Here is a 17,910-nt window from a genome sequence, read left to right as displayed (position 1 = left end):
CCGAAGGTCGCCCTGTCGAAGCTGATCAATAGCCTCAAGGGCGTCTGGTCCCGCTCCTACTTCGCCGGCTCCTGTGGCGGCGCACCGCTCACCGTGATCCGTCAGTACATCGAGCAGCAAAAACGTCCGCTGTGACCTGCGCATCAGAGCAGTCCTGAGATGCGTTTCCCTCCCCGGCTGAAGCCGGGGATACCCACGCAAGATCAGGGATGGGAGTCGGCCGCCCTGGTCCCGGAGTTCATCACCGGGACCAGGAGCGCCGCCGATGACCCGCTGTGGCCCAAGTCCGGCGCCGACACCGCCGAGGAGTACGCGTTCTGGGCGCCGCGGACGTGCGGTGTGGCATGCCCGCGCATGACCCTGGACCACTTCGGCCACCCCGTACCGCCCTCAGTGCCGCTGGTGCGGGACCTGGCGGAGGCGGGCGCCTACGTCCGCGACGGCGACAACGTCAAAGGGTTGATCTACGCCCCGTTCGCCGACCACGTCACCGACCGGTGGGGCATCACCGCCATCCCGGCCCGGGAACTGCCCGTCGAGGAGATCTCCCGGCACCTCACGGCCGGACGCCTCGTGATGATCTCCGTCCACAAGACGATCCGCCACCTAATGGGCAGCGAAGCGAGTCATCGCTATCCGAATCCCGAGTGGGAGCTCTTTCGACAGACCGCGAGGCTCGCTTCAGCACCGGCTGCAGGGCTGAGTCCTTGTGCGCGTCCGAGCCTTCGAGCTCTGGGTGCAGACGGGCCTTCCCTGCGTCCGGTGTCCGGCAGCGGTTTCGGCCAGAACGGAGATCTCATCCGCCACCTGGGCAGAAAGTCCTCTACTGAGAGCGATTTGGTTCCGGCCGGAACCGTTCTTCGTTCGTGCGCGAGGTGGGCACAACTCCACCTCACGAAGACATGAACGCCTCCCGGTGGTCTCAAAAGACCCGGTTCGGATCGCGCCACCCGGCGGTACGAACCAAGGGCTTCGATGGTCGTGGCCTGAGCCAACTGCAGGGAACACCTTTCATCGCGTCGCGAGCCCGAGAGCTCTCACGAAGACGAAGGACCGTGCAGCTCGCTGGGGTTGCGAACGGCTGGTGGGATGTTGTGCCTTGAGCACTTCCATTAGGGAGCACGCGCACCCTGCACAGGCTCTGACCTGCGGAAACACCAGAACGAGGGAGAACACGATGGAGTTCGCAGGATTACCGGCGCCAGTGTTTTGCGGGGTGGACTGGGCGGAAGACCACCACGATGTCGCGCTGGTCGACGCCGGTGGAACACGGCTGGCCAAGCTACGCATCAGCGACGATCCTGCCGGATTTACCCAGCTCACAGCCCTGCTGACCGAACACGGCGACAGCAAAGATCACCCGATTCCGGTCGCGATCGAGACGTCCCGGGGGCTGCTGGTCGCCTGCCTGCGCGCGACGGGACGTCCAGTGTTCGCGATCAATCCGCTGGCTGTGGCCCGCTATCGAGATCGGCACTCCGTCGCGAGGAAGAAGTCGGACGCCATCGACGCTGCTGCCCTGGCGAACATCTTGCGGACCGACATGGCCGTCCACCGGCCCCTGCCGAAGGATTCCGAGCTGGCCCAGGCAATCGCGGTGCTGGCACGTGCCCAGCAGGACGCGGTCTGGGACCGGGTCCAAGCACACAACAAACTCCGCTCCCAACTGCGAGAGTTCTACCCGGCGATCCTTGCCGCCTTCGCCGAGAAGCGCGAGGGTATCTGCTCGCCCGAGGCCCGGACCATCTTGGCCGCGGCCCCGACGCCGACAGCGGCGGCCCGACTCACGCGCCGACGTCTGCAGTCCCTGCTGAAGCAAGCCGGGCGCCAGCGCGGCATCGAAGCCGAGGCCGACCGGCTCCATGAGGTCCTCCACCGCGAGTACCTCCACCAACTCCCCCAGGTGGAGGAGGCCTTCGGCCGCCAAACGACGGCCCTGCTGCGGCAGATGGAGGCCGCCTGCACCAACGCCGACCAGCTCGAAGCCGCCACCAGAGAGGCCTTCGAACAGCACCCCGACGCTCCCTCATCTCCAGCTTTCCGGGCCTGGGGTCATTAACCGGTGCCCGAGTCCTTGCCGAGATCGGCGACGACCGGGCCCGGTTCGCGACCGCCGGATCTTTGAAGGCCTATGCCGACAGTGCACCAGTCACCCGGGCGAGCGGCAAGAGCTGCACAGTGATGAGCCGCCGGGTCAAGAATCAGCGGCTTGCCGCCGCCGGCTACGTGTGGGCATTCGCCTCCTTGACCAGCTCACCAGGCGCCAGAGCTCACTACGACCGCCGCAAAGCAGCTGGTGACCGCCACGTCGCTGCCCAGCGCAATCTCTTCAACCGCTTCATGGGGATGCTCTTCCACTGCCTCCAACGCGCAGAGCACTACGACGAGACGAAGGCCTTCGCCAGTCAGCCTGTGGCAGACCTCCCCGCTCAAGCCGCTTGACGAAGTAGACGCGTGGGATGTCTCGAGACCACCCAACCACCCTCGCGGGGCGGTCACTTGGTCCTCGCCGTGGGGACCAGTGAGGAGAACGTCGTGATCCACAACCCGTCAGGGCTCCCCGGAGCCAGCCAGGAGTACACGCCGGTCCCCTGGCGCCGCTTGGAGCGTTTCTACGCCGGTCGGGGCGTGGTCCTGGGATGAGCGACGAGACAGCAACCAGCGGCGAAGTGGATCACTGTGCTAGCCGACCATGATCGTTCTCACCTATGACTGCTGGACGATGTTCCCCGAGGCCGCATCCCAGAAGGACCGACCGGGCCCATTCCGCAGCTATGGATAACCAGGATCACCAGTAATGACCGCAGATCTCAATCAGCAACACAGAGCGTCCCGGAGGACCAGGTGGCCATTCAACGAAAGCCATAACAACAGCAATCGTGCATCAGCCATGCCCGGTCCTCCCGGACCGTCGCTATTGGGCAGCAGTCTGGTATCAGCCGTGCCTGGTCATCCCGAACCACCCCTGATTCTTGAGGAACTGGGCATGATGAGGGCTGGGGCGCGTGAGTTGATCGTGGCGGAGTACCGGATCACTGGGCTGTCGCCGGATGTGATCGCTGAACTCGTCGCTGAGGTGGGGCCGTTGTGGCACGAGCAGCATCAGGATCGCCTGACGGCTCGGCCGCGGCGGCGGGCGGTGGGAGCCGGGGCGAAGCACAAGTTCGTCTTCGTCGACCGACTGCTGGCCACCCTGGTGAGTCTGCGCCATGGCACGACTCATGACCTGCTGGCTTGCTGGTTCGGCGTGGGCCGCTCCACCATCGCCCGCGCCATCGGCGAGGTGCGGCCCCTGCTCGCGCAGCGGGGCTGCACCGTCGCGCCGGGCATCCGGCTGCGTCGGCGCCAACGGGATCGTCGCTGGTGGCGGTGGATGCGGATCAGGACGGCGAGGTGGGCCGGCTACCGGCCTTCACCGCGCCACTGACCTGCACAGGTTGGAAATGGCTCACTGAAGCGCGCCCCCCCCGGGGGGGCGATACGGAAGCGTGGGCTTCTCTCCTGGCTGCGTGAGTGGGCCGGCGTTTCGATGAGGTCGCGGCTGCCTCAGTCGTGGTCGGCGCGGGGCGGCGTCCCTGAGCGGCGGTCGGTGGAGTGGGTGAGGGCGCTCCGTCGGCCGCCGCCTTCGTGCGTCAGTGTGTCAGTGCGTCAGGCTTGGCCGGCACCTCCGCCACCGGGCCCGTATGCCGCTGTCCCGTCACGCTGCCGAGCCAGCCGAGCAGGAACGCGACGGGCAGGGACACCAGGGCGACTGTCTGGAGCGGGAACCAGTCGATGTGCCATTCGGGCATCAGCGCCATCGGGTTGCCCGAGAAGACGGGGCTGCATACCTGGAGTCCGATCGCGGAACCCAGACCGCCGTACAGCGTCCACAGCAGCCCCCGGCGCGTGAAGCCGCGCCAGAGCAACGCGTATACCAGCGCCGGGAGCAGGGAGGAGGCCGCCACCGCCAGGGAGAGCGTGGACAGGAAGCCCATGTTCCAGCCGTGGACCCACACAGCACAGCAGATGCTCAGTACCCCGATCAGGGCTGACGCGATGCGGGCCGCGGCCACCTCCCTGCCCTCGGTGGTACGCCCGCGGCGCACCACGTTGGTGACGAGATCGTGGGCGACGGCGCCCGCCGCCGCCAGGGTCACGCTCGCGACGACCGCAAGCGTCGTGAGGAACACCGCACAGGCGACCAGTACGACGAGCCATGCCTCGCCCGTCCGCGCCGACGATCCTCCCGCCAGATCGCCGGTGAGCATCAGCAGGCTGCTGGTGGCTCCAGGATCGGCGGCCAGGATCTTGGGGGCACCGATCACCGCAGCGGCACCGAAGCCCATCACGGTGGTGATGAGGCAGACGGCGGCGACGATTCCGATGGTGTGACGGACCGTACGTCGGGCGGCGGCCGGGTCGGGCGCGGTGTTGAGCTGGGTGGCGACATGGGGCAGGCACGCCACGCCGAGCACCACGGTGATCATCAGGCCGATGAAGTCGAGCGTGCTCTCGACCGGGCCGCCGGCGGCGAAGCGCAAGCCGGGACGCATATAGCCCTCGGGGCGGCCGCTGCCCCGAGCGGCGGTGTCGATGAGGGAGTCGGCGCTCCAGTGGAAGCGGTGGAGCAGCACCGCGGCCACGGCGAGCGCCATGGCGAGCAGGAACACCGTCTTGATCATCTGGAGCGCGATCATGCCTCGCATCCCGCCGAAGGCCGTGGCGCAGACGACGAGCGCACCGATCATGACGATGACGGTCTGTTCGGCACCCGGCCCGGAAAGGCCGAGCAGCATGGCGGTGGTCCGGCCCGCGCCCGAGAGCTGGACGATCAGATACGGGATACAGGCGCTCAGCGTGACGACGGCGGCCGCGATCCGCACGGCGGGCCCCGGAGCGCGCAGGGCGAAGGTGTCGCCGAGGGTGTAGCTGCCGCGCTCGCGCAGCGGACCGGACAGCAGGAGCAGGACGCCGAGCGACAGCACGGTGCACAGGGCGATGAACAGGCCGTCGAAGCCGAAGACCGCGACGGCTCCCGTGGTACCGAGCACGGTCGCGGCGGAGAGATAGACGCCGGAGAGGACGATGGCGCCCTGCATGGGGCGCAGCCTGCGGCCCGCGGTGTAGAAGTCGTTGACCCGGTCGCGCTCGGGGCCGTTGAGCACACAGATGAGCAGCATCGGGACGATGAACGTCAGAAAGCCGACGAGGACCCAGGAGCGGGTGTCCGTGTCCAGGTTGAGGGTGCCGGGTGCCCCTGCGGCAAGCAGTATCTGAGGAAGCATCAGCGCTCCCCCTGCGGATCGTACGAGGCCTCGCCGTAGGGGGTCCCGTCGTAAGGGGCTGGGCCGTGGGGGGCGCGGTCATAGCGCGCCGCCGTCCACAGCAGGAGCAAAACCTGGGCGAGAAGTGCGACGACGCCGAAGGTGATCTGGCCGGCGATGCGCGTGGCCAGCAGGTCTTCGGCGGTGCAGGCGAGCAGGAGGTGGACGGCGAAGGTCAGTCCGTTGACGAGGGCGAAGAATATCCCGGGCGAGTGGGGCCGGGGTCTTTGATGGAGCTGGGGGGTGTGCGGATGGACGTGCTGATGGGCCATGGAGCTCTCCTGGCGGGCAGGGATGCGCGCATCGCCTGGCTCGGGCGATGCCTTGCGCGGGCATTGCCCCTGACGGCATTGCCCCTGATCGGCGCTCACCAGAGCACGTACCGACCAGTCAGTCCACGCGCTTGGGGCACGCCGTTGTCCGCTCCCAACGTCGGAGGGCGGTGACTGTGCTGATGCCCATTCAGCCACCGCGGGAAGGGAACCGACCACGGCGGTACGGCCGCCGGCACAGCCGAGGCGCATGCGCGGCGGCCCGTGCCGGGGCACGCATCGCATGCCTCCGGCGGGCATACGTCGCACCCCGCAGCCTCAGCCGTCCACCTCGCGACCCCAAGCGTCCGCGCAGCCGAGGACGGCCGTGGGCCCGAGCAGTTGGAGTGCGTCGAACGCGAGCGTGAGCCGTACGAGGTCGCGGGGGCGGGACAGTTCGAGCCCTGTGAGCTGCTCGAAGCGGCGCAGCCGGTTCAGTACCGTGTTGCGGTGGCACAGCATGTGCCGGGCCGCCTGGACCGCCGAGCCGCCCTTCTCGATCCACACCCCGAGCGTGTCGATCAGCGTTTCGCGGTCGGCGGGCTCCAGGTCGTACAGCGGCCGGAGCACCCGCAGGGCGAGTTCGGCGGACAGGTCGGGCCGTGACATGAGCAGACCGTCGGGCAGACGGGCGTCGAGCCGGGCGACCTCGCCGTCTCCCCGGCAGGTGCGCACGGCGAGTCCGGCCATGTCCCTCGCCCGGGGCAGGTTCTCCAGACCCTGGACGACCGGGCTGACGCCGATGCGCATGCCGGGACCGGCCTCGAGCGCGGAGACAAGCGCGTCGAGCGGGCGGTCGCCGAGATGGGCGACGAGCACATCGCGCCGGCCCCCGGTGTGGCGCAGGACGCGCATGCCGCGGATCTCCGGAACGGCGTCGGGCGTGCGGCCCAGGGGCGGCGTGGCCCGTATCTCCGCGACCGCGAAGCGTCCGTCGGGCGGCAGGTCGAGGATCGACGCCGCGTCCAGGATGAAAGCCGGGTCGTTGCGGCTCTCCAGTACGGCGGCGAGGATCAGGCGTACACGCTCGTTGTGGCGGCTGGCCAGGCCCTTGGCGACCTGGCGGTAGGCGTCGGCCAGCAGGACGCAGTCGCGGTCGTTGCTCTTCCACACCAGCTCGGCCACGCGCACGAGGTGGCGTTGGTCGCCGAGACCGTCCCGCTCCACGGCGCCGATGATCCCGCTCCAGACCTCGGATCCGGCGACCCGGAAGGCGTGCAGCACCTCGTCGAGGGGGCGGCTCTCCTCGGCCCGGCGGATGCCGAGCTCACGGGTGTAGCGCTCGACGTCCACGATCCGGCCCGGGTCGAGGGCGGCGTCCAGGGTGGTGCGTACGCCCTTGTACACGGACTGCGGCAGGTCGGGCGGTGCGAGCACCGGGTCGGCGTAGTAGGGCACCTCGGTGCGGATCTGGTCCACCACGGTGTCGCTGAATGCCTGGCTGCGCCCGAGCAGGCACCTGCAGGCGTGGTCGAAGAGCTGGTGCGGTGAGGGCTCGTCGGCGGACTCGGGCAGGGGCGGCGGCGACCCGACGGCGGTGGCGCCGGGCGGTGGGCCGACGGCGGCGGCACCAGGCCGCGGACCGGCGGTGCTGACGGTGGTGACGCGGGGGCGGACCGCGCCAGGGACGGAACTGGTGTGCATGGACCCTCCAGACGGACGGGGCGTGCGAGAACACCACGGCGGGTCGCCATGTCTTGCGCCGCGCGGGTCGCAGCTGGTGACTCCACCGGCCGGCGATCGGCGTTGCCCATGGAGCGCACTTCAAGGATCCACATGCTAAGCAGTCGGTCATCCCCTGAGGCGAAACGTCCGTCAAATCGTGATGATCCGCGCACAGCAGGAGGTACGGATTGTGCCCCCTTACAAGCGGATCACGCTTCGGCTGGGAGCTGACAGCGGCTCGCTCCCAGTCCATGGACGCCCTGCTACTGCCGTGGTCTCGTTGCGCTCCAGTCCGGCGCCCGGCACGCGCCCGCTCGACGATGAGCAAGGAGAACGCCCTGATGAGCCCACCAGAGTCCAAGGCAGAGCCCGAGGCAGAGCCCGAGGCCGGGACCCTTCGGGTCAGCGATCTGCACGTCAGCTACGGACGGTCCGTGCAGGCGCTCCACGGGGTGTCACTGACCGTTCCGCAGGGCCGGATCGTGGCCGTACTCGGCTCCAACGGAGCGGGAAAGTCCACACTGCTCCGTGCGGTCTCGGGGACCCTCGCACTGCACCGCGGCACGGTCGAGCGCGGCACGGTGCACTTCGACGGCGTACGGCTGAGCGGAGACGCCGCGCGGTCCGTGGCCGCCGGGGTGGTGCAGGTGCCCGAGGGCCGGCGGATCTTCGGCGCCCTTTCGGTGGAGGACAACCTCCGGGCCGGGTTCCTGGGGTCGGCACGCCGCTCCCGCGCCGAGCTGCGGGCGGCCCGCGAGCGCGTCTTCGCGCAGTTCCCGGTGCTGGCCGAGCGGCGGCGGCAGGCCGCCGGGCTGATGTCCGGCGGCGAGCAGCAGATGCTCGCGATGGGCCGCGCGCTGATGGCGGCGCCACGGCTGCTGCTCCTCGACGAGCCCTCACTGGGGCTCGCGCCGCTGATGGTCCGGCGCATCTCGGAGATCATCCGCGAGATCAACGCCCAGGGGACCTCGATCCTCCTCGTCGAGCAGAACGCCGCGATGGCCCTGGAACTGTCCGACCGCGCGTCGGTGCTGGACGTCGGCCAGGTGCGGCTGGAGGGGGCATCGGCCGACCTCGCCGCGGCGGACGAGGTGCGACGGCTGTACCTGGGCGAGACGTACGAGACCGGCTGCGGCGCGCCCGACGCGGACGGCGACGCCGCGTACGCGACGGCCGCGAGCGCTCCCTCCGTGACGGGACCGGGGCTGACCGAGCTTGGCAGGTGGAACGGATGAGCATCGGCACGACGGCCACGCCCCCCGAGGCCGCCACGACCCCCCGACCGGACAGCGGGCCCGACCCGGTCCCGGCCCTCACGGTCGAGAGCCTGACCGTGCGTTTCGCCGGCCTGGTCGCCCTCGACGACCTGTCCTTCACGGTCGCGCCCGGCACGATCCACGCGCTCATCGGCCCCAACGGCGCGGGCAAGTCGACCTGCTTCAACGTCATCTCGGGCGTCTACCGCGCCACCGCGGGAGCCGTCCGGTACGCGGACAAGGACCTCACCCGCCTCGCACCGCACCGCATCGCTCAGCTCGGCGTGGCCCGCACCTTCCAGAACATCGTGCTCACCCACGGGACCGTCGCCGACAACCTCATGCTCGGCCGCCACCGGCTGACCCGGGCAGGCTTCACGGCGAGCGCGCTGCGGCTGCCCCGCACGGTGCGCGAGCAGCGCCGCCACCGGGAGCGCGCGGCCGAGATCGCCGACTTCCTGGGCCTCGGCCCGGCGTTCGACAAGCCGGTCGGCGGACTCTCGTACGGCGACCGCAAGCGGGTGGAGATGGCGCGTGCGCTCTGCATGGAGCCCAGACTGCTGCTGCTCGACGAGCCGGTCGCCGGCATGCACCCCACCGAGCGCTCGGCGATGGCGGAGACGATCGCCCGGGTGCGTGACGCCCTGAACATCTCGATCCTCATCGTCGAGCACGACATGGGGCTGATCATGCGAATCGCCGACTCGGTGACCGTGCTCGACTTCGGCCGCCTCATCGCGGACGGGCCGCCCGAACGCATCCAGAACGACCCGGCGGTCATCAGCGCGTATCTCGGCACGCCGGTCCAGGACACCGAGCCGGAACCGGAAGCCGAGCCGGAACCGGAATCTGCCACGGATACGGACACGGACCCGGACACCGGTACGGACACCGCCGAGGCCACCGCCCCGGACACCGAGCGCGACTCGGAGGAAGCATCATGATCAAACTCACCGAAACCGTCCTCAACGGACTGGCGCTCGGCTCCGTCTACGCGCTGATAGCCCTGGGCTTCGTCGTGATCTTCAAGGCGTCCGGCGTCATGAACTTCGCGCACGGCTCCCTGCTGCTCTTCGGCGGCTATGTCACGGCCCGCCTCCACGACGCCATCGGCTTCGTCTCCGCCGTCCTCGTCGGCGCCGCCCTCGCCGCAGCTCTCGCCGGACTCGTCCAGCTGCTGGCCACCCGCGGCCTGCGCGGCGCGGAGATCCACACGCTGACCATCCTCACCATCGGCGTGGATGTCCTGCTCAGCACCGAACTCAACCGGCAGGTCGGCGCCGACTACCTCACCATGGGCGACCCCTGGGGCGCGGATGTGACCCGGCTCGGCAGCATCACCGTCGCCGACGCCCGCCTCGCGAGCATCGTCGTCGCGGTCGTCGTCATCAGCGCGTTCTTCGCCGCCTTCCGCTGGTCCCGCTGGGGCCTGTCCATGCGGTCCGCCGCCGCCGACCCGGAAGCCGCGGCCCTGATGGGGATACGGCTGGACCGCGTACGGCTCATCGCCTGGTGCGTCGCCGGGGCGCTGGCCGCGCTCGCCGCCGTGTTCCTCGCTGCGTTCCCCGCGCCGGGACTCGACCGTACGACCAGTCAGATCGCCCTGAGTGCCTTCCCCGCGGCGATCCTCGGCGGCATGGACTCGGCAGTCGGCGCGCTCGTCGGAAGTCTGGTGATCGGCCTGACCGCGGCGATGGCCGCCGGCTACCAGAGCGAACTGAGCGTCCTCGGCGCCGGATTCTCCGATGTGGCCCCCTACCTCGTGATGGTGCTCGTGCTGCTGGTCCGGCCCACCGGTCTCTTCGGATCGAAGGAGCTGACCCGTGTCTGACACCCGCGACACCACTGGTTCCCTCGACGCCACGGGCTCCAGTGACACCACTGGCACCGTCGACACCTTGGCCGCTCCCGCCCCCGCGACCGCCGATTCCCCGTCCGCCCAGGCCAGGTGGTCCGGCAGGCTCTCCCCCCGCGGGCGGCGCGCGGCCACTGTGGCCGCCGGCGTACTGGTCCTGCTCGCGCTCCCCTTCTACGTCACGTCGTTCTGGCTCCAGACGGGCCTGTTCGCGATGGCCGCCGTCATCGGCGCCATCGGACTGAACCTGCTCTCCGGGACGACGGGCCAGCTCTCCCTCGGCCACGCCTTCTTCCTGGCCGTCGGCGCGTACGGCTATGTGTGGCTGGCGGCGGAGCCGTCCGGCACCGGTGCCGGCAGCCTGTACGGCCTCGGGCTCCCGCCGGTCCTCGCCTTCGTGCTCGCGATCGTGCTCGCCGGCGCGGCGGGCGGCCTGTTCAGCCCCATCTCCGGCCGGCTACGCGGCATGTACCTGGGCATCGCCACCCTCGCCCTGGTCTTCCTCGGCCATCACATGATGCTCAACGCCCCGCAGGTCACCGGCGGCTTCAACGGCCGTTCCGTACCGCCGCTGGACATCCTCGGCTTCTCCTTCACCGACACCTCCCCCGACGGGCTCGCCGTCCTCGGCGTCCCCTTCGGCGGGCTGGAGCGCCTGTGGTACGTCGGCCTGGCCCTGGTGACCGTGGCCTGGCTCGCCGCCCGCAACATCCTGCGCGGACGCCCCGGCCGCGCCCTCGGCGCCGTACGCGACAGCGAGGTCGCCGCCGCAGTGATGGGAGTCCATCTCACCCGCTACCGCGCCTGCGCGTTCATCGTCTCCTCGATGTACGCGGGTGCCGCGGGCGCCCTGCTCGCCCTGGTGTTCAAGCGCGTCGTCCCCGACCACTTCGGCCTGCTGCTGTCCATCGACTACCTCGCGATGATCGTCATCGGCGGGCTCGGCTCGGTGGGCGGCGCGGCCTGCGGCGCGGTCTTCGTCGCCCTGATCCCCCACCTCCTCACCAAGTACGCCGACGACCTGCCCCTGCTCACCGCTCCCGGCACGACGGGATCCGGCGTCTCCCCGGGCGACGCGGCCCGCTACCTCTACGGCACCGCGATCGTCCTCGTTCTGATCTTCGCCCCCGGCGGCCTGGCCGGACTGGCCCACAGACGGCCGCGCCGCAAGGGCGACGACTCCCCCCGCACCCGGCGTTTCCCTCTCCGCACCCGCACCGCCCCGAAGGAGCACACCCCGTGAGAAGCACCCGACTTGCCCCGGCCGCAGCCGTCATCGCCGCACTCGCCCTGAGCGCCACGGCCTGCAGCACCAAGAGCGGTACCGACGCGAGCAGCGCCGGCAGCGACGGCGTCAAGACCGGCCCCGGAGTGACGGAGAAGACCATCACCCTTGGCGCGCTCACCGACCTCACCGGCCCGTACGCCTCGCTCGGCAAGAGCATCGTCAACGCCCAGCAGCTGTACGTCGACCAGCTCAACGCCTCCGGCGGCATCTGCGGCCGGACCGTCAAAATCACCGTCAAGGACCACGGTTACGACGTCCAGAAGGCCGTGTCCGCGTTCACCGAGACCGAGCCGAATGTGGCCGCCGTGTCCCAGATGGTCGGCTCCCCGGTGGTGTCCTCGCTGTCGCAGGAGCTCGAGTCCAAGCACCTGCTCACGTTCCCGATGGCCTGGGCCTCCACCCTGCTGGGCGGCGAGTACGTCCAGGTGGTCGGCTCCACCTACGACATCGACATGATCAACGGCGTCGACCACGTCGTCCGTACGGCCAAGCTGAAGGCGGGCGACAAGATCGGCCACGTCTACTTCGAGGGTGAGTACGGCAAGAACGCGCTCGCCGGTGCCACCTACGCGGCGAAGAAGGCGAAGCTGAAGGTCGTCGGGCAGAAGATCAAGCCCACCGACCAGGACCTGACCGCCCAGGTCACCGCGCTCAAGCAAGCCGGCGTCAAAGCGATCCTGATCAGCGCCGGTCCGCGTCAGACGGCCGCCCTGGTCGGCACCGCCGCCGCCGCGGGCTTCGCCGTCCCGGTCCTCACCAGCTCGCCGGGCTTCGCCCCGCAGCTGCTGGCGACCCCGGTCGGACCCGCCCTGGAGAAGATGCTCCAGGTGGTTAGTCCCGCCCCGGCGTTCACCGACAACCCCGCCATGCAGAAGCTCGCCAAGGACTACAAGGCCAAGTACCCGAAGGACCTGCTCGACCCGGGTGTCGTCAGCGGCTGGAACGCGATCAGCGTCCTCGGCGAGGACCTCAAGGCGGCCTGCAAGGCGAAGGACCTGACGCGCGAGGGCATAGCCGCCGCCCACCGCAAGCAGTCCCGGCTCACCGTGCTGGGCGTGCCGCTGGACTTCTCGGACCGCACCAAGCCGGCGACGTACCGGAGCTTCATCCACAAGCCGGCGAAGACGGCCCCCGGTGGCCTCACGAACGTCGAACCGGCCCACGAGGTGCCCGCGGCGCGGACCTACGCCCTGCCCAAGGGCTGAGCCGTCCCGGCGGTCCGGACGCTGACCGGCCGGTCAGCGTCCGGACCATGAGGCTCTCGGCGACACCCGTACCAGCCTTCCCAGGCTTTTCCCGCTCTGTCCGAGCCGTACCCAGGTGCCTACCACCCGCCCCGGAGAGGCAAGATGACGAAGAAGACGGTCCTCGTCGAGCAACATGGCCATGTCCTTGTCGCACGGCTGGACAACCCCCCGTCCGCGCTCATGACCCGCGAGATGGTCCTGGAACTCGGGGCGCTGGTACGACGAGCGGACCGTGATCCGCACGTGGGCGCGGTCGTGCTCACAGGCACTCACTCATCGCGGTTCCTCGCCCACTTCGATGTACGGCTGATCTACGGGGGCGCGAAGCGATCTCCCAAGCTGAGCGCCTCGATCATCCGTGCCGGGCTCAAGGTGACCGGCGCGGCTCTCAGAATTCCGGGTGGCAGTGCGGTGCTTGCCCGCTCGCCGTTGGTGGGGCTCATGGCCTGGGAGCAGATGAAAGACGTCTTCCACGCAATCGAGACCTCGTCGGCCGTCTGGGTCGCGGCCCTGAACGGCGACACCGGCGGCGGGGGCTTCGAGCTGGCTCTGGCCTGTGACTATCGCTTCATGGCCAACGGCCCTTTTCGCATCTCCCAACCGGAGATCTTCCTCGGGTTCCCGCCCGGCTCCGGAGGCACCCAGCGGCTGGCACGCCTGTTGGGCGGACGTCGGGCACTGCAGATCTCTCTTGAGGGGACGCCCATCAGCCCGACCCAGGCCCATGAGATGGGCCTGGTGGACAGGGTCGTACCACCCGAGGTGCTGCTCCAAGAGGCCATCGAGCACGCCGCACGGCTCGGCCGGCGGCCGAAAGCGGCCGTCCGGGCGGTGAAGCGCGCTGTCCGCGAGGGTGGCTCCCTTCCGCTTGAAGAAGGGCTGCGGTTCGAGGGCGCCGAGTGGTTGTCGACCACTACGACGCCGGAGTCTCTGGAAGCCCAGCGTGCCTACCTTGCCCGCACCAAGCAGCTCGGTGACGTTCCCAGCCTGCACCCCGAGACGCTCGAAGAAGCCGTTGCGCGCGGACGGTTCACCTGACCTCCTGCTGGGTCTGCCGCCCGGGCCGTGCGAAGGACGCACCACGGTCCCGCCGGTTCTCTTGCGGTGGCAGCATGCCTGTGGCTCGGCAGAAGGCTTCAGCGTCTTCGCTGTCGACGCCGACTGGCCGGAATCACGGCAGGTCACGGGTCACGGCTACCACCGAGCCACCGGCGACCTCCATGTGTGGCTGTGGTTCGGCTCTCCGCACTTCGACCCCCAGGTCCAGCACGTCACGGTCCTCAGCGCCTCCTCCGGCAATGCAGAGACCAGCGAGGCCTGGAGCGGGCTTTTGACGTTCGAACTCTGGCGCAACAGCAGCAACCGTTACTGGCTCGCACGGGGATGCGTCGAGAGCACTGAACTGGTCCTGTCCGGCTCCAAGATCGAACCCAGCGAGCTCAGCCTGGTCCGCGTGAGCGACCTGACCTCCTTCTCGAACCCATTCGCGTCCCTCAGGTAACCGCACTGCACGGCTCCCTCAGCCCATTGTCCGGGAAATGATCTCCGCCGATAGGCGAAGCGAGAGATGGTCGTGCCCTCCCTGCGAGCGAGGCTCCCAAGGGGCTACAGGCCGCCGCAGGTAGGCGTGCAAGGTTGATGAGTGCAGGCCCTGCGGGAAGCGCGGCACTGTGGCTACAGGCGCTGAGCGAGGGTCTCGCAGAATCCGAGGGCAACCAGCGCCTGGTGGAAGTCACCTGCGTCCGCGTAGTCCGCCCCGGTCACGGGTGAGCCACAAGTCGGCGTACGACTGGAGGACCTGCTCGTGGGCCGGAAGTCGAGCACGGTCCCGCCATGCATGCGCGATGCCTGGTCGTTGGCCACGGTGGCGGCGCCGGGCCGGCCGGGCAGGTCCTCGATGTGCGCGGGGCACAGGTGCGCGAACCTGGCCGGGGCCGTTCCGGCCTGGAGGGGCGGTCCCTGGCGGACCGCCGTCCCGCTGCCGGCGCCGGAACAGGCCGCAAACCCACGGACGATACGGCACCGCCCCCCGCGGATCCGGTCGTCCCCGCACGACCGGCCGGCGCCGGCGACGCGGCCGTTGACCGGATGCCGGAGCAGGAAAGGCGAGTCCCAGCCGAATCCTGACGCACCGCTGTCCACATCCACACGGCAATACACAATGAGCGCCGTAATCGCGCATCGGCCGGGGACCGGCCGAACACAAGAACCAAATCAGGGGAGTTCGATGAAATCGAGGCTGGTCTGGGGTGCTGCCGGGGCCGCCGTCGCTGCCCTCGCGGCGCGGGCGGTGGCCGCCGGGATAGAACGTCAGCCGGATCCCGTGCCCCGCGAAGTGCTGTGTCGTGAGCCCGAGGGCGAGGAGGTGTTCCTGTCCCGGCCCGACGGGACGGTGTTGCGCGCCGTCGTCGCGGGTGAAGGGCCCCCTGTGGTGTTGGCCCACGGTTACGGTGTCTCGCTCCTGGAGTGGAACCTGGTGCAGGCCACCCTGGTGGCGAACGGTCACCGTGTCATCCTCTTCGACCAGCGCGGCCACGGGGGCTCCACCTGCGGTGCGGACGGCATCGACTCCCGCCCGATGGCGCAGGACTACCTGGCGGTCCTGGAGCATTTCGACGTAGGGGACGCAGTGCTGGTCGGGCATTCCATGGGCGGGTTCATCGCGCTTCGCGCTGTGCTCGACCATCCCGGCGTCGCCCGGCGGCTGCGCGGTCTGGTGCTGTTCGCGACCTGGGCGGGGCGCATCTACGACGGAGCACCGCACAACCGGCTGCAGATCCCGCTGCTGCAGACGGGCGTCCTCCAGCAGTTGGCACGCACCCGGACCGGCGGAATCCTCTTCGGAGCCGCCCAGTGCGGAAAGCGCCCCTCTCCGGCCATGATCGATATCTTCCTCGACGTCTTCCTCCGCCAGGACCACGCCTTGCTCGTGCCGATCGTCCGGGCCTTCGCGCGCGAGAACCACTATCCGCGCCTGCCCGAGATCACGGTTCCCACCGTCGTCATGGTCGGCTCGGCCGACCGCAGCACACCGCCGAGCCACGCCCGGCGCCTCACCGCGGGGATACCGGGCGCCCGGCTGGTCACCGTGCCGGACGCCGGACACATGCTCAACTGGGAGAATCCACGCGCCCTGGTGGACGCCGTCGTCTCCCTGCACGAGGCCGGCCGCGTCGGCTGACGCCCCCTCGACAATGGCCGAGAGCACGGTGTGATCCCCCCGCCGTTAGCGCTTGGGTGAAGGGATCGAGCAACCGGGTGGGGCGAGGGGGCAAAGGTGTACGACTACATCATCGTGGGCGCGGGATCGGCCGGGTGCGTGCTGGCGGACCGGCTCACCGAGGACGAGAACACGCGGGTACTGCTGCTCGAGGCAGGCCCGGTGGACGATGCCGCGGAAATCCACGTTCCGGCGGCGTTCAGCAAGCTCTTCCAGACGAAGTACGACTGGAGCTACCTCAGCGAATGCGAACCGGGGCTGGACGGCCGCCGTCGCTATCTGCCCCGCGGCCGCATGCTCGGCGGCTGCTCCTCGATGAACGCGATGATCTACATACGCGGCAATCGCCGCGCCTACGACGCCTGGGCAGCCGGCGGCGCCGACGGTTGGAGCTGGCAGGACGTCCTGCCGTACTTCCTTCGCGCCGAGGACTTCACGGGCGCCACGTCACCGTGGCACGCCACCGGCGGGCCGCTCACGGTCAGCGAAGGCCGCTCCCGACATCCGCTGATGAACGCCTATGTGACGGCGGCACAGGAAGCTGGCCACCCCTACACCGGCGATTTCAACGGCCCCGAACAGGACGGCGTCGGCTACTACCACCTCACTCAACGCGATGGCATGCGCTGCAGCACGGCCGACGCATATCTGCGGCCGGCCCGGTCCCGGCCGAACCTCGAGGTGCTGACCGGCGCCCAGTGCACCCGCGTGCTGCTCGACGGCGACCGTGCGACCGGCGTCGAAGTGGACCGGGACGGCGAACTGCTGTGCCTGCGCGCCGAACGGGAGGTCGTGCTGTCGGCCGGTGCCTACAACTCTCCGCAGCTGCTCATGCTCTCCGGCATCGGCCCGGGCGGCGACCTGGCGGCCCGCGGCATCACGCCCCGCGTCGACCTCCCCGTCGGGGAGAACCTGCAGGATCATCCCCATGTCGGGCTGTGCTACCTCACCGACACCGAATCGCTGTTCACCGCCGAAACACCGGACAACCTCCGCCTGCTGGAGACCGAGGGCCGCGGCCCGCTCACCTCGAACCTCGGCGAGGCCGGCGCGTTTCACCGCACTCGTGAGGGACTGGACGCCCCCGACATCCAGGTGCACGCCACACCGGTGATGTTCCATGAAGAGGGCATCAGCCCCGTGACCGACCACGCCTTCATGTTCGGTGCGGTCCTGCTCGCCCCCACGAGCCGGGGCAAGGTCTCCCTGCGCTCGGCGCTCCCCAGCGCCAAGCCGCACATCCTGCACAACTACCTGACCACCGAAGAGGATCGCGCCACGATGATCCGGGCACTGCGGATGCTGCTCGACATCGCCGACCGGCCCAGCCTGGCCAAGCACCGCCGGGCCGACTTCCGCGTACCGCGCTCCACGGACGACGCCGACCTTCTCGACTTCGCCCGGCGTGAGCTGCAAACCCTCTATCACCCTGCGGGCACATGCTCCATCGGCCCGGTCGTGGATTCCCGGCTCAGGGTGCACGGCGTGAACGGACTGCGGGTCGTGGACGCCTCGGTGATGCCCACCGTGGTGCGAGGCAACACCAATGCCCCCACGATCATGATCGCGGAAAAGGCCGCAGACATGATCCGCGGTCTCCCGGCGCCGGTGTGACGGCAATGTCACCCACGGAGCGGTGCGACGTCTTCGGCCAGGGCATCACACGGCGTTGTGTCTGATCCGGCTTACGGGTGCCCGACTACAAGTTCACTCGGTAGGCGCCGTCCGGTCCCGGTCCCCACCGACGTCGATGACGCTGTCG

General features: G+C 69.6%; 16 protein-coding genes and 1 pseudogene. 13 read left to right on the top strand and 4 right to left on the bottom strand.

Features of this window, described 5'->3' with window-relative positions; translation table 11 throughout:
• The 4 genes and pseudogenes from IF78_RS46890 to IF78_RS44190 form a co-directional block, all read left to right on the top strand.
• The coding region (locus tag IF78_RS46890; RefSeq protein WP_209439684.1) for a transposase at positions 1-135 on the top strand (135 nt) is incomplete at its 5' end.
• A 24-nt stretch (positions 136-159) separates the two neighbouring features.
• Positions 160-906, top strand: coding sequence for a cysteine peptidase family C39 domain-containing protein (locus IF78_RS49240; protein WP_051828414.1), 747 nt, complete (start codon positions 160-162; stop codon positions 904-906).
• 271 nt (positions 907-1,177) lie between these two features.
• Positions 1,178-2,442, top strand: a pseudogene (locus IF78_RS44195) (IS110 family RNA-guided transposase).
• 544 nt (positions 2,443-2,986) lie between these two features.
• Positions 2,987-3,427, top strand: a complete 441-nt coding sequence (locus IF78_RS44190) for a helix-turn-helix domain-containing protein (protein ID WP_234439933.1) — start codon at positions 2,987-2,989, stop codon at positions 3,425-3,427.
• A 205-nt stretch (positions 3,428-3,632) separates the two neighbouring features.
• Here IF78_RS44190 and IF78_RS0135360 read toward each other — a convergent pair whose 3' ends face one another.
• From IF78_RS0135360 to IF78_RS0135350, 3 genes are all read right to left on the bottom strand, one after another.
• On the bottom strand, positions 3,633-5,267 hold the full coding sequence (locus IF78_RS0135360; RefSeq protein WP_051828412.1) for a sodium/solute symporter: 1,635 nt from the start codon (positions 5,265-5,267) through the stop codon (positions 3,633-3,635).
• Positions 5,267-5,578: a hypothetical protein gene (locus tag IF78_RS0135355; RefSeq protein ID WP_051828410.1), complete on the bottom strand. Its 312-nt coding sequence runs from the start codon at positions 5,576-5,578 to the stop codon at positions 5,267-5,269. The genes IF78_RS0135360 and IF78_RS0135355 overlap by 1 nt, the downstream gene beginning before the upstream one ends.
• Before the next feature lie 318 nt (positions 5,579-5,896).
• On the bottom strand, positions 5,897-7,261 hold the full coding sequence (locus IF78_RS0135350; protein ID WP_031486654.1) for an RsbRD N-terminal domain-containing protein: 1,365 nt from the start codon (positions 7,259-7,261) through the stop codon (positions 5,897-5,899).
• A gap of 362 nt (positions 7,262-7,623) precedes the next feature.
• Between IF78_RS0135350 and IF78_RS0135345 the strand changes: the two genes are divergently transcribed.
• The 7 genes from IF78_RS0135345 to IF78_RS0135315 all read left to right on the top strand — a co-directional run bounded on the left by IF78_RS0135345 (position 7,624) and on the right by IF78_RS0135315 (position 14,429).
• Complete coding sequence (locus tag IF78_RS0135345) at positions 7,624-8,517, top strand: ABC transporter ATP-binding protein (protein ID WP_031486653.1); 894 nt, start codon at positions 7,624-7,626, stop codon at positions 8,515-8,517.
• Positions 8,514-9,482 (top strand): ABC transporter ATP-binding protein, encoded by a 969-nt coding sequence (locus tag IF78_RS0135340; RefSeq protein ID WP_031486652.1) that lies wholly within the window; start codon positions 8,514-8,516, stop codon positions 9,480-9,482. Before IF78_RS0135345 ends, IF78_RS0135340 begins: the two co-directional genes overlap by 4 nt.
• The gene (locus IF78_RS0135335; RefSeq protein WP_031486651.1) at positions 9,479-10,369 is read left to right on the top strand and encodes a branched-chain amino acid ABC transporter permease; all 891 of its coding nucleotides are present in this window, start codon (positions 9,479-9,481) and stop codon (positions 10,367-10,369) included. Before IF78_RS0135340 ends, IF78_RS0135335 begins: the two co-directional genes overlap by 4 nt.
• Positions 10,362-11,636 (top strand): branched-chain amino acid ABC transporter permease, encoded by a 1,275-nt coding sequence (locus IF78_RS0135330; RefSeq protein WP_037641956.1) that lies wholly within the window; start codon positions 10,362-10,364, stop codon positions 11,634-11,636. The genes IF78_RS0135335 and IF78_RS0135330 overlap by 8 nt, the downstream gene beginning before the upstream one ends.
• The gene (locus IF78_RS0135325) at positions 11,633-12,886 is read left to right on the top strand and encodes an ABC transporter substrate-binding protein (RefSeq protein ID WP_031486649.1); all 1,254 of its coding nucleotides are present in this window, start codon (positions 11,633-11,635) and stop codon (positions 12,884-12,886) included. Before IF78_RS0135330 ends, IF78_RS0135325 begins: the two co-directional genes overlap by 4 nt.
• A 144-nt stretch (positions 12,887-13,030) precedes the next feature.
• A complete protein-coding gene (locus IF78_RS0135320) occupies positions 13,031-13,966 on the top strand; it encodes an enoyl-CoA hydratase/isomerase family protein (protein WP_031486648.1) in 936 nt (311 codons plus the stop codon).
• Between the two features lie 61 nt (positions 13,967-14,027).
• Positions 14,028-14,429, top strand: coding sequence for a hypothetical protein (locus IF78_RS0135315; protein WP_037641980.1), 402 nt, complete (start codon positions 14,028-14,030; stop codon positions 14,427-14,429).
• A 173-nt stretch (positions 14,430-14,602) separates the two neighbouring features.
• Here the strand turns inward: IF78_RS0135315 and IF78_RS0135310 are convergent, their stop codons facing one another.
• Complete coding sequence (locus IF78_RS0135310) at positions 14,603-15,070, bottom strand: hypothetical protein (RefSeq protein ID WP_158751579.1); 468 nt, start codon at positions 15,068-15,070, stop codon at positions 14,603-14,605.
• Positions 15,071-15,155: 85 nt separating this feature from the next.
• On the opposite strand from IF78_RS0135310, the gene IF78_RS0135305 reads away from it, so the two are divergent.
• Both IF78_RS0135305 and IF78_RS0135300 read left to right on the top strand, forming a co-directional pair.
• On the top strand, positions 15,156-16,109 hold the full coding sequence (locus tag IF78_RS0135305; RefSeq protein ID WP_031486645.1) for an alpha/beta fold hydrolase: 954 nt from the start codon (positions 15,156-15,158) through the stop codon (positions 16,107-16,109).
• A gap of 96 nt (positions 16,110-16,205) precedes the next feature.
• Complete coding sequence (locus tag IF78_RS0135300) at positions 16,206-17,762, top strand: GMC family oxidoreductase (protein ID WP_031486644.1); 1,557 nt, start codon at positions 16,206-16,208, stop codon at positions 17,760-17,762.
• Positions 17,763-17,910: the final 148 nt, after the last annotated feature.

The organism is Streptomyces bicolor (assembly GCF_000719285.1).
GTDB lineage: Bacteria > Actinomycetota > Actinomycetes > Streptomycetales > Streptomycetaceae > Streptomyces > Streptomyces bicolor.
The sequence above is the reverse complement of the archived record's forward strand: the minus strand, read 5'-3'. Positions and strand labels throughout refer to the sequence as shown.